The organism is Labilibaculum manganireducens (assembly GCF_963665805.2).
GTDB lineage: Bacteria > Bacteroidota > Bacteroidia > Bacteroidales > Marinifilaceae > Labilibaculum > Labilibaculum manganireducens.
This window is the reverse complement of sequence record NZ_CAXXEE010000003.1, coordinates 766,057-780,730: the sequence shown is the minus strand read 5'-3', so window position 1 is coordinate 780,730 and position 14,674 is coordinate 766,057. Positions and strand designations below refer to the sequence as shown.

Here is a 14,674-nt window from a genome sequence, read left to right as displayed (position 1 = left end):
AGTTCTTCTTCAAAGATAATTGACATTGTTTTTTCAAAGTCCCCTTTAGGGGATTTAGGGGTGAAAAAAATAACTCTAAACTCATTAAAGATGGAAAAGATAAAAACAGTAAAAGGCGGACAATTCTTAGTAAAAGAAACCAGTCCTCAGGATATTTTTATTCCTGAAGAAATTTCGGAAGAGCAAAAAATGATCATGGAAACTTGTCATGATTTTCAGGAAAAGGAAATTCTTCCTCTGTTGGATGAAATCGACAGTCAGAAAGAAGGATTAATGACCTCCCTCATGGATAAAGCAGGCGAGTTAGGCCTTTTAGGCATTGCCGTTCCGGAAGAATACGGTGGTTTCGGTCAGGATCTGAATACCTCGATGCTGAGTACCGAAATTATGGGAACCTACAGCTCTTTTGCTGTTGCCTACGCCGCACATGTGGGAATTGGAACATTGCCTGTTTTATATTACGGAACACAGGAACAAAAGGAAAAATATTTACCACTTCTGGCAAGCGGTGAGGCCAAAGGAGCCTATTGTTTAACTGAACCCGGAGCGGGTTCGGATGCCAATTCAGGAAAAAGCAAAGCCATGCTTTCGGCTGACGGATCTCACTATGTTTTAAACGGACAAAAAATGTGGATTACCAATGCCGGCTTTGCTGACATCTACACCGTTTTTGCCAAGATAGATGATGATAAAAACCTGAGTGCGTTTATTGTTGAGAAAACGTTTAATGGCATCAAGCTCGGACTCGAAGAAAAAAAGATGGGGATTAAAGGCTCATCGACCTGTATGATGTTTTTCGAAGATTGTAAAGTTCCGGCCGAAAATCTGCTTGGCGAACGGGGCGAAGGCTTTAAAATCGCCTTAAACATTCTGAACAACGGCAGAATAAAATTGGCCGCTGCCGTTTTAGGAGCTTCAAAAAAAGTAATTACCCATTCAATTACTTATGCCAATGAAAGAATACAATTCGGACAGGCCATTGCTAATTTTGGTGCCATACAATACAAAATTGCAGAACAGGCAATTCGAACCTATGCGGTTGAATCGGCCATTTACCGCTGCAGCAACGACATACAAAATGCAATGCTTCATTTACTTGAAGAAGGAATGCCTAAGGAAAAGGCAGTGATTCAGGCTCAAAAAGAATTTGCTGCCGAAGCCGCCATTCTAAAAGTGGCAGCATCCGAAGCTTTAGACTATGTAACCGATGAAGGCGTTCAGATTTACGGCGGCATGGGCTACTCTTCCGAAGCACCAATGGAGCGCGCTTACCGCGATTCACGTATCAACCGGATTTTTGAAGGAACCAACGAGATCAACCGAATGCTGGTGGTCGACTTCCTGTTGCGCAAGGCTTTTAATAATGAATTGCCTCTTTTATCGGCAGCCCAAAACGTTGTGAAAGAATTAATGGCAATTCCTGAATTTGGCGAAGAAGACACATCACTGTTGGCCGGAGAAAGCAAATTAATAGTCGGTTTTAAGAAAAGTGCCCTGTTAATTGCAGGAGCTGCGGCGCAAAAATTCATGCAAAAGCTAAGCAGTGAACAGGAAATACTAATGAATATTTCTGATATGATTATCGATTGCTATCAGGCAGAATCTCTTTTATTGCGGACGAAAAAGCTGATTGCCTTAAAAGGTGAAGAAGCATGCGCAGAACAAACAGCCATGTGCGAGGTCTTTTTTTATGATGCTGCCGATCGTATTCATAAAAATGCCAAAGATGCTGCAAACTCAATATCTCAGGGTGATGAATTAAGAATGATGCTTTTGGGTTTGAAACGATTCACAAAACACTCCGGACTCAACAGCAAAGAAAAGCGCCGGCTAATTGCGGGTAAATTGATTGAAGAAAACAAGTATTGTTTCTGATAACAGTAGATCGTTAGATGTTAGGAATGAGATATGAGATGGATTTGAGGTATGCTTATTCTTAGCCTTTACACAGAAATACCATTGGGAAAAACACTCTTTTAAATGCAGAGGAACTTTTTAGTACCGGGAAAGCTCTTTTAGACATAGGGAATTCACTTTTTAGTACCGGGAAAACTCTTTTTAGCATAGGGAGCTCACTTTTTAATATCGGGAAAGCTCTTTTAGACATAGGGAATTCACTTTTTAGTACCGGGAAGGCACTTTTTGGCATAGGGAGGCACTTTTTAGCATAGGGTTCACTTTTTTTGTACCGGGAAGGCACTTTTTGACATAGGGAATTTCAATGCCGTGACTTGCTTTTTTGACAGAAGGATAAACCTTATAGTCTCCAATTAAATTCGTCTGCTGAAACAGACGAGTTTTAAACCTCTCAAATAATATTAGCATATTAAAAAAACCTCCGGCCGCAAATCATTTTGCCCCCGGAGGTTTTACTTTGACTATGATCGATAAAGAAGTTTACTCTTTTACTTTTTTGCTCATGATTAAATAATACAACAAGAAACCAATAGAGACAGAAACAAAAAAGATTCCGTAAGGCATTGTGCTGTCGTATTGTTTAAACACAGGATAATTTAAGCCCAATATTTCTATTACAATGAATCCAAGTCCGCCAAAAAACGCAACCAAACCCCATTTTAAAGCCGGATACTGATCGTATTTTACCTGTTTTTTTACTTCTATTTCAGCATCTTGCTCTAATATTCCAGCCTTTTCGAAATGACCGGATTTAATAATTTTGCGCTTTAAAAAATGCGCGGATAAGATTTTCACAAAGGTGATGATACTAAAGAACACCACTGCGGCCATTAACAATTCTCCTAAATTCATATTTTAAGTTTTAAGTTTCTGAATGTATTTTGCCTATTAGACCAGAGTGCTTTGCAGAATGTTGCAAAAAGTTTTTGTTTTTTTACACCTCATCCCCCAGTACCTGTCCGAAAAATAAATTTTCACCCGAAAAGTACCTGATTCAATTGCAGAAATAAATGCAATACCAAATTAACATCAAAATTGGTATAAGATTAAAGGTGTGGCTTTTACTATTAATTTATTTTTATCTTGCTAATCAAGATTTTATTAACCATTCAACTGTCAAAAATGAAAGTATTATTTATAGGAGGTTCAGGAAACATAAGTACTTCATCAAGCCGATTAGCCATTGAAAAAGGAATTGAAATTTATCACCTGAACAGAGGGAATACACTCCGGAAAATATCAGGCGTTAAAGTTATATTAGGTGATAGTAATAAAATTAATGAGGTACCCAATCTTAAAAAACACAACTGGGATGTTGTTGTCAACTGGATCGCTTTTACGCCAGATGATATTGAACGTGATATTGCCTTTTTTAAAGGGAAAACCAAACAATACATTTTTATAAGCTCTGCTTCGTGCTATCAAACACCTCTAAGTTATCCTATAATTACTGAATCTACTCCCTTAAGTAATAATTTATGGGATTACTCAAGTAATAAAATTAAATGTGAAGAGCGGTTAATGAAAGCTTATCAGGAAGAAAATTTCCCTGTTACAATTGTGCGCCCTTCGTTAACATATGATACTGTAATTCCTATTGCCATTGGGGGATTTAAAGAATATACAACTGCTGACAGAATTTTAAAAGGAAAAAGTATTATTATTCACGGCGACGGAACTTCATTATGGACTGTAACCCATTCGGATGATTTTGCAAAAGGATTGGTTGGCTTATTGGGTTTAACACAAGCCATAGGACATGCTTTTCATATTACTTCCGACGAAATTTTAAGTTGGAACATGATTTATAAAATTTTAGCTGACAGTTTGGGCTGTGAAGCAAAGGTGGTGCATATTGCTTCTGATTTTATTTGTAAAACAGAACCTTCTTTTACAGGAACGCTGCTTGCCGATAAAAGTGAAAGTGTCATTTTTGATAATACAAAGATCAAAACTTTTGTGCCGGAATTTAAGGCTTCAATCCCATTCTCCACCGGAATAAAAAGAACCTTAAAATGGCTGAATCAGAATCCAGATATGAAATTTATTAATCCTGAAACCAATGCCAAGATTGATCATATTCTAAATGCCTATAAGGCCTTATAAGCCTTTTCCTAAAGGAGAAGGATAGGATGAGGTAAATCAGCTGACCTGAATTTGCAATCTGAGATTTAGGCATTTAAAATTCGTCAAAAAGACCTCATCCCCCGGCCCCTTCCCCTAAAGGTGAAGGGGAGTCTCGCTCCAAATAAAGATTGGATCAATAAAATTAAAGATGTGTTCTCTTCTCCTTCAGAAAAAGGATAGGATGAGGTAAATCAACTGACCCGAATTTGCAATCTGAAATTTAGGCATTTAAAATTCGTCAAAAGGACCTCATCCCCCGGCCCCTTCTCCTAAAGGTGAAGGGGAGTCTCGCTCCAAATAAAGATTGGATCAACAAAATTGAAGATGAGTTCTCTTCTCCTTCAGAAAAAGGATAGGATGAGGTCAATCAACTGACCCGAATTTGCATCCCAGGGCTTCATGCACTTACAATTTTAAATTCGTGAAAATGGGATTACAAATCCCAATACTCCCTACCTGTAAATTTGCAATTTACAAGAGCTACCGGAATTGTTTTATATTTATAACTAATTGCTTTCGTGTATTGTGTGCGTTAGGGGTAGAAGCGCATACCCCACAGTGAGGTACGAACGAGGAGTAAGAGCGGATGACCCGACCCGAAGGGGAACGCCCAAAAGAAAATGAAATTTAATTGCAATATCGTGCAACAAATAAATAAGAGTGCTTGTCTACTCCTTCAAAGATGAACGAAACCGAGCTGATACAACAGATTTGTAATGGCAATCCTCAGGCTTTCCGATATTTGGTGAAGCAATATGAGCGATTGGTGTTTCATGTAGCCGGAAGATTGTTGAATCAGCAGGAAGATTTGGAGGATGCAGCGCAGGAAGTTTTCTTAAAGGTGCATCAGAAATTGCCTGATTTTAGAGGTGATTCGAAACTTTCGACCTGGATTGCAACCATTGCTTACCGGGTATCGGTAAATCATCTGAAAAAACGAAAGCCCGATGTGGATATTGGGGAATCGCAGTACGAATTGATTCAACACAGCAGGGTTTCGGAGGAAAATCCGGAACAATTGACTCAGAAAAAAGAGTTAAAGGAGATGGTTCGGCAAATGGTTGACAGACTGCCGGCTCAATACAAAACAGTTTTGAGTTTGTACCATTTGGAGGAATATGGATACAATGAGATTGTTGAAATTACAGGATTGCCGGAAGGTACGGTGAAAAACTATATTTTTAGAGCCCGGAAAATGCTGAAAGAAATGCTGGAGAAAAGCGAATTGAAAAGAGATTCAAAGTATGAGAGGAAAGAACTTTGAGATTTTAATACAGATGAATATGAATTTCGAAAATGCTGAAGAAAACTGGAATTTAGATGAACTAAAACTGATTGATGAACTGCTTACCGAGAGTCTTGAGCAGGATTTTTCGGTTTCGATTCCTGCTGATTTTGCCGATTTAGTGACCGAAAAGGTGGAAAAACAAAAATCGGTTCGTGAGGCGCTGCTGCGCATGTTAATGATGACTTTGGGATATATTGGCATTCCCGGAATTGCTTTTGGATTGCTTTTCTATTTAAAATCTACGAAAGTGGATGTCATTCTCGAACTGGTTTTCACGTACAAATATCCTCTTCTGTTTGGTGTGCTTTGTATTCTTTTGATTCAGGCAGCCGATGTACTGCTGCTGAGCCGCACAAAAGATCTATTGGAAGAATAAATTCTAATCGTCTTAAAAATGAAGAGGGTGTCCAAAAAGTATAGTTTCATTGTCATTCTGATCCCGATGAATTCGGGACGAAGAATCTTTCACTCTGAAAAACAGATGTTTCGACTTCCGCTCAACATGACAATCCGATACAAAATATTACTTTTTGGACGCCCTCTTTTAGTTTATTTATTTCCTTCTGAAGTTTCCGTTTTATTTTCTTCCACTTCTTCTTTAAACGGTGCATCTGTTCCTATAAGATGCCCCCCTTTGTAATCATCAGGATTTAAATAAATACCTGTTCTAATTACAGTTGACAAATAATTAGAATCATAACTCAACACCACCATTTCGTTGTTCTTCAAATCCAGCACTGTTTGCATTAAATAATGCTGAGTTCCCGATTGCGAAATAAAAACAGCGTGCTTGGGCACATTTACATTAGGTGGCGGCGTAACCGTAGTCTGAGTTATTGCACAACTACTGGCAAAAATTGCTAAAAGAGCAATAAAAAAAAGCTGTCTCATTTGTTTTCGATTTGGTTATATAATTAAAAATGCAAAATACTGACGTAAATATCCCAGGTTTCCCTTAGTGTCGACGGATACTCCATTATCTTTCTTTCGAATTTTAAATTTATGTAAAACATAAGAAAAAACCTAATCAATGAAAAATCCGATTCTATCGAACCGGATTTAATTGTACCAATTTAATTTCAACAGCCTTCTTAAAATATCAGCTTGTCATGCTCTGACTTGATTCTATAAGCACTATTTTATAAAATCAATTTTGATGATAATCTGGTATTGCCTATCTCTTTTTATTTCTTAACCAGATTCTTTCTCCAGGCTCGGGCTTGTAATTCTTATCTACCCCATTAAATCTTCGGATCCTCTTTAACCGAACTCCATATTCCTGCGCAATACTATACAAGCTTTCCCCTTCTTTCACCCTGTGGAAATTGTAACCTCTGGCAGCTCTTCCGCGCTTGTTGTGCAAATACAATCGTTGATTGAGCTGCAGAATATAATTCCTGGGAAGATCATTATACTTCAGAAGTTTCTTTCGGCTTACTCCTAAATTTTTCTCAATACTATAGAATGTATCGCCTTTTTTGGTGATTATATAATGTACTCCATTCGCAATTTCCAGGCGTGCTCCAAACGGATCAATTTCCAAATAGGAATCAATATCTGCCAGATCGGTTCCTGTAGGTTTTTCAATAATCAGATCTTCCCCTTTCCCTTTTTGATCAAGCTGATGCAAATTCTCCTCATCAATAATTTTTATCAATCGATGAGCATATTGAGGATCGGTAGCGTATCCTGCTTTTTTTAAGCCATGAGCCCAACGTTTGTAATCATTGGAACCGTATTTAAACAGAAATGCATAACGCGAGCGGGTGGTTAAAAACTGAGAATGATCTTTATAAGAATCATAGGCATGATCATACTTTCTAAAACACTCATTTCTGCGGTCATCATCCATTTTCATACTCGGACCGATCCAGTCGTGACACTTAATTCCGAAATGATTATTGCCTTTTGTTGCCAGTATTGAGTTGCCGTTTCCGGATTCAAGCAAACCCTGAGCCAATGTAATACTAGCAGGAATTCCTGTCCGCAGCATTTCGCGCACAGCCAAATCCTTATATTTTTCGATGTATTGTTTTCGGGTTAAGTCTTTTGCAAATACAGATGTACCAAGAACAAAACTCAGTACGATATATAGGAAAACTCTCTTCATTCGGTTTAGGTTTTTTTGAATCGTGTGTGAAAAATGGGAAATCAATCTATTTATGTATATATTAGTCGCGATTTCCAAAACAACCATAAAAATATAACAATCCTGTTATCCTCCGTTACTTTAAACAATTAATTTAATTAACAATCTGTTTCTGATGTATGGAAACGCCTATTCTTGCTTGTTTATTATAATTATTAAAAAAATGTTTAAATTTCAGAAAGTATTGATTTAATTGCCGTTTGATAATGGATACAAGCTTCCATTTCTTTAAGCGGGAATACCAGTAGTTCGTAAAAACAATCTGAGCAAACAGAATAACAAATGAAGAAAACCCAAATAATTACAACTGTATTCGAATACGATTCGGTAGATGAATTACCTCTGAAAGAACAAGAATTGGTTAAAAATGCCAAAGAAGCAGCTCTCCGCTCCTATTCACCCTATTCAAAATTTAGTGTTGGTGCAGCCATTCTTCTCGAAAATGATGAAATCATTCAAGGAAACAATCAGGAGAATTCGGCTTACCCTTCCGGACTGTGTGCCGAGCGTGTTGCCATGTTTTATGCCAATTCAAAATTTCCCAACGCAGCCGTTAAAGCAATTGTGGTTACTGCACGTACCAATGGTGAATTTTCAGACAAACCAATTCCTCCTTGCGGTTCGTGCCGGCAGGTATTATTGGAAACGGAAGAAAGATTCAATCAGCCTATCAAATTGATTTTGTATGGTGAGAAAAAAATCAGAGTTGTTGAAACAATAAAAGAAATGCTTCCCCTGTATTTTGAAAAAGAAATGCTGGATGAATAATGAAAGAATGAGGGTGTCCAAAAAGTAATATTTTGTATCGGATTGTCATGTTGAGCGAAGTCGAAACATCTGTTTTTCAGAGTGAAAGATTCTTCGTCCCGAATTCATCGGGATCAGAATGACAATGGAACTATACTTTTTGGACACCCTCATTTATTTTTTTTAACAGGTCTTGTTTGCTTATAGCTGATTCGCCAGCTCTTTCCAAAGATTATCATTCTTGGGAACAGGAGCAACTATTCGAACCGGCTCTTGCTTTACCGGATGAATAAATGATATTTCTCTGGCGTGTAAACCAATTCCTCCACCGGTTTTAGACCGTGGAGCTCCGTACTTTAAATCACCTCGGATTGGAATACCAATTTTAGCCAGCTGCGCACGAATCTGATGATGACGACCGGTGTGCAATTTAACTTCGAGCATAAAATATTTCTGAGAACGAGTCAGTAACTTATATTCTAAAGTTGCTTCCTTAGCTCCGTGTTTCAATTTATCGAACACATTGGTTTTGTTCTTCTCCTCATTTTTCAACAAGTAATGAGTTAATGTTTCTTCCTCGAGTCTTGGACAGTTTTGAACAATTGCCCAATATATTTTACTGATTTCCTTATCCTTTTGCTGAAACATCATACTTAAACGGGTTAAAGCCTTGCTGGTTTTAGCAAACACAATAACACCACTAACAGGTCTGTCGATACGATGTGGAACACCTAAAAAAACATCTCCTGGCTTGTTGTATTTTTCTTTTATATAGGCTTTTACCTTTTCACTTAAAGGTTCGTCGCCCGATTTATCCCCCTGCACAATATCACCACACTTTTTATTTACGGCAATTATATGATTGTCTTCGAATAATATATCCAATTGTTCTTTCGCCATTGGTACTCCTTATTTATTTAATTTTCAAATGAAAGCGCGCAAAGATAAGAAAAAAGACTTGATACTTATCATCGAATCTGATACTTGATGCCTTAGACTTTATTCCCGCTTCTTCTGCTTTTAGTACTGCTCTCTCTCATTCGGGAATTCTCTTGATTTTACATCCCCAATATAAGTCTCTACAGCTCCTTGTATTTCAGCAAATAAGTTGTGATATCTTCGTAAGAAACGTGGAGAAAACTCCTGAGTGATTCCCAACATATCATGAATCACCAAAACCTGACCATCAACACCGCCACCGGCACCAATTCCAATTATTGGAATTGCAACACTCTGTGCGACCTTAGCTGCTAAAGTGGCCGGAATTTTTTCCAAAACAATGGCAAAACATCCTGCTTCCTCCAACAGTTTGGCATCTTCAATTAGTTTTTCGGCTTCTTCTTCCTCTTTGGCACGAACCGCATAGGTTCCAAATTTATGAATAGACTGCGGGGTTAATCCCAAATGTCCCATTACCGGAATTCCTGCAGAAAGAATCCGATTTACTGATTCCAGAACCTCACGGCCGCCTTCCAGCTTCACTGCATCAGCACTGGCCTCTTTCATAATTCGGATGGATGAGTTCAAAGCCTCTTTTGAATTTCCCTGATAAGTTCCAAACGGCAGATCGACAACAACCAATGCTCTTTGCACAGCTCTTACAACCGAAGCACCGTGATAAATCATCTGATCCAGGGTAATTGGCAAAGTAGTTTCGTGTCCGGCCATTACATTGGAAGCCGAGTCGCCAACCAGAATTACATCTACACCTGCTCTGTCAACAATTAGTGCCATGGAATAATCATACGAAGTAAGCATGGAGATCTTCTCGCCCTTTAACTTCATTTCAGAAAGTACATGTGTAGTTACTCTCTTTGCGGATTCTTTATGGATTGACATTTTTATTTTTTTTTGATATTAGTTTGGTTCATCAAATCTAACCAACAATAATGAATTTTGAATTGCAAAGTTATAAAATAAGGCAAAAGCAACAAGATAAAAGAAGAAAGGCAAAAGCGTAAAAATTATTTCCGAACAGCCCTCAATTCGCAATTAATAATTCTTAATGCACAATCAGGTTGTTCTGTCTTTTTGGCAGAAAACATGTCAGGCGAATGCGTGAAATTTCGGCCGCCGATGCCAGAATAACATTTCTTTTGGCAAAATAACTAATGGCACAGGCTTTGATAAATTGATACCGGATGAAACAAACATCCCAAACAAGTAATAGAATTAAAACATTAAATAAATACTAAAAATGGGTAAAATAATTGGAATTGACTTAGGAACAACCAACTCTTGTGTTTCTGTAATGGAGGGTAACGAGCCTGTTGTTATTCCTAATAGCGAAGGTAAAAGAACAACACCATCTATTGTTGCTTTTATAGAAAACGGTGAAAGAAAAGTTGGAGATCCTGCAAAACGTCAGGCTATTACAAATCCAACAAAAACAATTTCTTCTATCAAGAGATTCATGGGAGAAAGTTACGATAAAGTGGCTAAAGAAATTGGCCGCGTTCCTTATAAAGTAATCAAAGGTGATAACAACACTCCACGTGTTGAAATCGATGACCGTAAATATTCTGCACAGGAAATTTCAGCAATGGTTCTTCAAAAAATGAAGAAAACTGCTGAAGACTATTTAGGACAAGAAGTAACCGAGGCAGTAATTACTGTTCCTGCTTATTTCAACGATTCACAACGTCAGGCTACTAAAGAAGCTGGTGAAATTGCCGGTCTTACAGTAAAACGTATTATCAACGAGCCTACTGCCGCTGCTTTGGCATATGGTCTTGATAAGAAAGCTCAGGATATGAAAATCGCTGTATTTGACCTTGGTGGCGGTACTTTCGATATTTCTATTCTTGAATTAGGCGACGGTGTATTCGAAGTAAAATCAACTAACGGTGATACTCACCTTGGTGGTGATGATTTCGATCAGGTGATTATTGACTGGTTGGCTGAAAGTTTCCTTGCTGATGAAAGAATTGACTTGCGTAAAGATCCAATGGCTCTTCAGCGTTTGAAAGAAGCTGCTGAAAAAGCTAAAGTTGAACTTTCGAGTTCTACAAGCACTGAAATCAATTTGCCATACATTATGCCGGTTGATGGTATTCCAAAACACCTTGTTAAATCATTATCCCGTGCACAATTCGAGCAACTGTCAGATAAATTGATTCAGGCTGTTCTTGCGCCATGTAAATTGGCTCTTAAAGATGCTGGTATTTCAACATCCGATATCGACGAAGTAATTTTAGTGGGTGGATCTACACGTATTCCTGCTATTCAGAAACTGGTTGAGGATTACTTTGGAAAAGTTCCTTCAAAAGGTGTTAATCCTGACGAGGTGGTTGCAGTTGGTGCAGCAATTCAAGGTGGTGTTCTTTCCGGTGATGTAACAGATGTACTTCTTTTAGATGTTACTCCTCTTTCATTGGGAATTGAAACAATGGGAAGTGTAATGACAAGATTAATTGAGTCAAACACAACTATTCCTACTAAGAAAACTGAAACTTTTACAACTGCTGCTGATAACCAGCCTTCTGTAGAAATTCATATTCTTCAGGGTGAGCGTCCGATGGCTAACGGCAACAAAACAATTGGCCGTTTCCATTTAGACAGCATTCCACCTGCACCTCGTGGAATTCCTCAAATCGAAGTAACTTTTGATATTGACGCGAATGGTATTCTTCATGTTTCTGCGAAAGATAAAGGAACTGGAAAAGAGCAAAGCATTCGTATCGAAGCTTCATCGGGATTATCTGATGCTGAAATCGAAAGAATGAGACAGGAAGCAAAAGAAAACGAAGCTGCTGATACTGCCGCAAAAGAAAAAGTTGATGCTCTGAACAAAGCTGACAGTATGATTTTCCAGACTGAAAAGCAATTGAAAGAAATCGGCGATAAACTTCCTGCTGACAAAAAGCAGCCTATCGAAGATGCTTTGGCTAAATTGAAAACTGCTCACGCAGCACAGGATGTTGATGCATGTAATGCAGCTGTTGAAGAATTGAACACTGTTTTCCAGGCAGCTTCTCAGGAAATGTACAACGCTCAGGCACAAGATGCTCAGGCTGGTCAGCCACAAGGCGAACCTCAAACTGAAGGTGCAGCCAAAAATGACGAAGTTACTGATGTAGACTTCGAAGAAGTGAAATAATTCAACTTCAGATAAAAGCAAATGGCGGTCAAATTAATTGACCGCCATTTTTTATTTGTACAGATTGTAACTGATTCTTACTTTCACCTGCAGGCCGGTTCCTCATTCTTATTTCCCACTCTCCTTTATCCTGTTTCTGTTCTCATTTTTCAATAAAAACCCCTATTTTCGCAAACCACAATTATCAGAATTATGAAGAACAAATTTACGGTTGGGAGTTTATATGCGGGTGTTGGCGGAATCTGTCTGGGATTTAAAAACTCAGGATTTGCTGTTTCCTGGGCCAATGAATATGACAAAAACGCCTGTGTTACCTATCGTGAAAATTTCACTCACAAACTGATTGAAGGCGATATCATGGAAATTGATATCAGTAGCTTGAATAAGGTAGATGTGCTTGCCGGTGGTTTTCCCTGTCAGCCTTTTTCGGTGGCAGGCTACAGAAAAGGATTCGGTGACAACCGGGGAAATCATTTTTTTAGAATGCTCGATTTTGTAGACGAAATGAGACCCAAAGTTTTGTTCTTCGAAAATGTAAAAAATCTGGTTGGGCACGATAAAGGAAATACCTTTAAAGTAATTCGGAACGAAATCGAAAAGAGAAACTATTCTTTTCACTCCAAAGTACTGAACACAAAAGATTACGGCAACATTCCACACAACAGGGAACGGATTTTCATCGTCGGCTTCGATAAAGATGTGTATCCCGAAAACTATAAATACTTCGATTTTCCGGCCAAAGAAACGTTAACCCGAAAGGTAAAAAGTGTATTCCTGAAAGGTAAAGTGGATGAGAAATTTTATTACCGCGAAGACAAATACATGTTTGAAATGCTGCAGAACGATATCACAAGAGACGATACCGTATATCAGTTTCGAAGACAATATGTGAGAGAGAACAAATCGGATGTCTGTCCCACTTTAACCGCCAATATGGGCACTGGCGGACATAATGTTCCTTTAATAAAAACCGGGTTTGGAATCAGAAAATTAACGCCTAAAGAGTGTTTTAAATTTCAGGGCTTTCCCGATACTTATATTTTGCCCGAAATTGCCAACTCACACCTCTACAAACAAGCCGGCAACTCGGTGAGTGTTCCCGTTATCGAGAAAATTGCCGAAAACATATTGAAAGCAATTGAGGGGATAGACTGCAAAATAAGCAGTAACTAAAGCTTTTGCAATTCACAAATCAGAAAATCGAATTCCTTTAAATCGCCGCACTGGATGTAGTAATTGGCTGCATCCATTTTTATTTTGCCGTTTAAAAGAGAATTTTGAGGCAACCAATACCCTTCACCAATAATGTACCTGATGGTTTCCTGAGTGCAAACACCCGCAAAATCGAAAGTCCATTTCTCACCCAATATTATCTCTTTCAGCGACTCAAAATCAAGCTCGTTGGCGTAAAAAAGCTGATGGTCTTTCAGCAGTTTTTTACTATCCGGCTTAGTTCTCACCAGTAAAAAGAAATCGTAGTGTTGGCTGGTTCCGTTCGCTAAATTAGGAAGGTACTCCCCTTTCCCATTCCAGTCTTTTGCCTCGAGCAGTAACAAATTGGAAAAAAATGCCGCCGATTTAATATTGATTCTTTTGCCCCGGCATTCCAGATCGGCATCGTCCCAAATGGCTTTGCCGTAAATACCGGTATCGGGTTTCTCAACATCCGCAAAGCCTCTTTTTAACAGCTCCCTGTAGGTAACAAATTCGGCCAATTTCCCCTGAAAAGTATTCGCAAACAGTTCGCCCCTTTTCCTTTCCTGCTTTCCTCCCGAACGGTGCTTTCGATGATGACCTTCCCCAAAAACCATGTGCCAAGCAAAATCAAAACAAACAGCAATTGTAGTGCGGTCAATCGCCGCTGCTTTAAATTCTCTTTTAGCAGTAATAAAATATTCGCCGAAATTCTTACGCTCTAATTTCATTTCAGTCAATAAACTCCTAACTATTGAATTTGAAATCCACTCCCTGCAATCACTCGCCACGAATGGTTAAATAATTTCCAAACTCTTAAATATCTGTATGTTCCTTCAACCAATTGATCTGCATATTTTGCTTTTAAATAAAGTGTAACTGCCACGGTAGAAACGTCGTCAATCGAATTTATGATCTGATCTGTTACCAATATTTCAGAAACCTTTAAAATTCCCGAACGATAATTTTCAATATCCATTTCCTTCCTAATTGTCTGTCCTGTTGGAATAGTGAAAATTAAATTGTCGTGTAAAAGTTCCTCAAGAACTTTGATATCACCAGTTCTCATAGCTTCTAAAAGTCTATTTTCGCATTCAATTATTTCTTCGTTTTGGGTCATATTTTTGCATTTGAACTCATTTCTACAATGGTT

The 14,674-nt window shown here is 38.3% G+C and carries 14 protein-coding genes; 7 read left to right on the top strand and 7 right to left on the bottom strand.

The window, feature by feature from the left end; all coding sequences use genetic code 11:
• Positions 1-90 precede the first annotated feature (90 nt).
• On the top strand, positions 91-1,875 hold the full coding sequence (locus ACHZAX_RS03090; protein WP_320017981.1) for an acyl-CoA dehydrogenase family protein: 1,785 nt from the start codon (positions 91-93) through the stop codon (positions 1,873-1,875).
• Positions 1,876-2,397: 522 nt separating this feature from the next.
• Here the strand turns inward: ACHZAX_RS03090 and ACHZAX_RS03085 are convergent.
• Positions 2,398-2,769 carry a hypothetical protein gene (locus ACHZAX_RS03085; protein WP_320017980.1) on the bottom strand — a complete coding sequence of 124 codons (372 nt, stop codon included), beginning with the start codon at positions 2,767-2,769 and terminating at the stop codon, positions 2,398-2,400.
• 270 nt (positions 2,770-3,039) lie between these two features.
• On the opposite strand from ACHZAX_RS03085, the gene ACHZAX_RS03080 reads away from it, so the two are divergent.
• The 3 genes from ACHZAX_RS03080 (at position 3,040) to ACHZAX_RS03070 (ending at position 5,708) form a co-directional block, all read left to right on the top strand.
• A complete protein-coding gene (locus ACHZAX_RS03080; protein WP_320017979.1) occupies positions 3,040-4,023 on the top strand; it encodes an NAD-dependent epimerase/dehydratase family protein in 984 nt (327 codons plus the stop codon).
• A gap of 703 nt (positions 4,024-4,726) precedes the next feature.
• Positions 4,727-5,308, top strand: coding sequence for a sigma-70 family RNA polymerase sigma factor (locus ACHZAX_RS03075; RefSeq protein WP_320017978.1), 582 nt, complete (start codon positions 4,727-4,729; stop codon positions 5,306-5,308).
• Positions 5,309-5,327: 19 nt separating this feature from the next.
• Positions 5,328-5,708, top strand: coding sequence for a hypothetical protein (locus ACHZAX_RS03070; RefSeq protein WP_394698208.1), 381 nt, complete (start codon positions 5,328-5,330; stop codon positions 5,706-5,708).
• A gap of 173 nt (positions 5,709-5,881) precedes the next feature.
• On the opposite strand, the gene ACHZAX_RS03065 is transcribed toward ACHZAX_RS03070, so the two are convergent.
• Positions 5,882-6,223, bottom strand: coding sequence for a hypothetical protein (locus ACHZAX_RS03065; RefSeq protein WP_101311368.1), 342 nt, complete (start codon positions 6,221-6,223; stop codon positions 5,882-5,884).
• 283 nt (positions 6,224-6,506) lie between these two features.
• Positions 6,507-7,442 carry a glucosaminidase domain-containing protein gene (locus tag ACHZAX_RS03060; RefSeq protein WP_101311367.1) on the bottom strand — a complete coding sequence of 312 codons (936 nt, stop codon included), beginning with the start codon at positions 7,440-7,442 and terminating at the stop codon, positions 6,507-6,509.
• Between the two features lie 321 nt (positions 7,443-7,763).
• Here ACHZAX_RS03060 and cdd point away from each other — a divergent pair, with 321 nt between their 5' ends.
• Positions 7,764-8,249 (top strand): cytidine deaminase, encoded by a 486-nt coding sequence (gene cdd / locus ACHZAX_RS03055; protein ID WP_320017977.1) that lies wholly within the window; start codon positions 7,764-7,766, stop codon positions 8,247-8,249.
• Between the two features lie 180 nt (positions 8,250-8,429).
• Here cdd and ACHZAX_RS03050 read toward each other — a convergent pair whose 3' ends face one another.
• A complete protein-coding gene (locus ACHZAX_RS03050; protein WP_180327392.1) occupies positions 8,430-9,128 on the bottom strand; it encodes an RluA family pseudouridine synthase in 699 nt (232 codons plus the stop codon).
• Between the two features lie 120 nt (positions 9,129-9,248).
• Positions 9,249-10,067, bottom strand: a complete 819-nt coding sequence (panB, locus tag ACHZAX_RS03045) for a 3-methyl-2-oxobutanoate hydroxymethyltransferase (RefSeq protein WP_101311365.1) — start codon at positions 10,065-10,067, stop codon at positions 9,249-9,251.
• A gap of 358 nt (positions 10,068-10,425) precedes the next feature.
• Here panB and dnaK point away from each other — a divergent pair, with 358 nt between their 5' ends.
• Together dnaK and dcm are read left to right on the top strand one after the other, a co-directional pair.
• Complete coding sequence (dnaK, locus tag ACHZAX_RS03040) at positions 10,426-12,327, top strand: molecular chaperone DnaK (RefSeq protein ID WP_320017976.1); 1,902 nt, start codon at positions 10,426-10,428, stop codon at positions 12,325-12,327.
• Positions 12,328-12,519: 192 nt separating this feature from the next.
• On the top strand, positions 12,520-13,500 hold the full coding sequence (gene dcm, locus ACHZAX_RS03035; RefSeq protein WP_320017975.1) for a DNA (cytosine-5-)-methyltransferase: 981 nt from the start codon (positions 12,520-12,522) through the stop codon (positions 13,498-13,500).
• On the opposite strand, the gene ACHZAX_RS03030 is transcribed toward dcm, so the two are convergent.
• Together ACHZAX_RS03030 and ACHZAX_RS03025 are read right to left on the bottom strand one after the other, a co-directional pair.
• The gene (locus ACHZAX_RS03030) at positions 13,497-14,252 is read right to left on the bottom strand and encodes a hypothetical protein (protein ID WP_320017974.1); all 756 of its coding nucleotides are present in this window, start codon (positions 14,250-14,252) and stop codon (positions 13,497-13,499) included. The genes dcm and ACHZAX_RS03030 overlap by 4 nt on opposite strands.
• A 20-nt stretch (positions 14,253-14,272) precedes the next feature.
• Positions 14,273-14,641 carry a nuclear transport factor 2 family protein gene (locus tag ACHZAX_RS03025; RefSeq protein ID WP_320017973.1) on the bottom strand — a complete coding sequence of 123 codons (369 nt, stop codon included), beginning with the start codon at positions 14,639-14,641 and terminating at the stop codon, positions 14,273-14,275.
• Between the last annotated feature and the right edge of the window lie 33 nt (positions 14,642-14,674).

Excerpts from the sequence above, each read along its gene's own strand:
- ACHZAX_RS03090 (WP_320017981.1), top strand. The coding sequence starts at position 91 with ATGGAAAAGATAAAAACAGTAAAAGGCGGACAATTCTTAGTAAAAGAA.
- ACHZAX_RS03085 (WP_320017980.1), bottom strand. The coding sequence starts at position 2,769 with ATGAATTTAGGAGAATTGTTAATGGCCGCAGTGGTGTTCTTTAGTATC.
- ACHZAX_RS03080 (WP_320017979.1), top strand. The coding sequence starts at position 3,040 with ATGAAAGTATTATTTATAGGAGGTTCAGGAAACATAAGTACTTCATCA.
- ACHZAX_RS03075 (WP_320017978.1), top strand. The coding sequence starts at position 4,727 with ATGAACGAAACCGAGCTGATACAACAGATTTGTAATGGCAATCCTCAG.
- ACHZAX_RS03070 (WP_394698208.1), top strand. The coding sequence starts at position 5,328 with ATGAATTTCGAAAATGCTGAAGAAAACTGGAATTTAGATGAACTAAAA.
- ACHZAX_RS03065 (WP_101311368.1), bottom strand. The coding sequence starts at position 6,223 with ATGAGACAGCTTTTTTTTATTGCTCTTTTAGCAATTTTTGCCAGTAGT.
- ACHZAX_RS03060 (WP_101311367.1), bottom strand. The coding sequence starts at position 7,442 with ATGAAGAGAGTTTTCCTATATATCGTACTGAGTTTTGTTCTTGGTACA.
- cdd (WP_320017977.1), top strand. The coding sequence starts at position 7,764 with ATGAAGAAAACCCAAATAATTACAACTGTATTCGAATACGATTCGGTA.
- ACHZAX_RS03050 (WP_180327392.1), bottom strand. The coding sequence starts at position 9,128 with ATGGCGAAAGAACAATTGGATATATTATTCGAAGACAATCATATAATT.
- panB (WP_101311365.1), bottom strand. The coding sequence starts at position 10,067 with ATGTCAATCCATAAAGAATCCGCAAAGAGAGTAACTACACATGTACTT.
- dnaK (WP_320017976.1), top strand. The coding sequence starts at position 10,426 with ATGGGTAAAATAATTGGAATTGACTTAGGAACAACCAACTCTTGTGTT.
- dcm (WP_320017975.1), top strand. The coding sequence starts at position 12,520 with ATGAAGAACAAATTTACGGTTGGGAGTTTATATGCGGGTGTTGGCGGA.
- ACHZAX_RS03030 (WP_320017974.1), bottom strand. The coding sequence starts at position 14,252 with ATGAAATTAGAGCGTAAGAATTTCGGCGAATATTTTATTACTGCTAAA.
- ACHZAX_RS03025 (WP_320017973.1), bottom strand. The coding sequence starts at position 14,641 with ATGACCCAAAACGAAGAAATAATTGAATGCGAAAATAGACTTTTAGAA.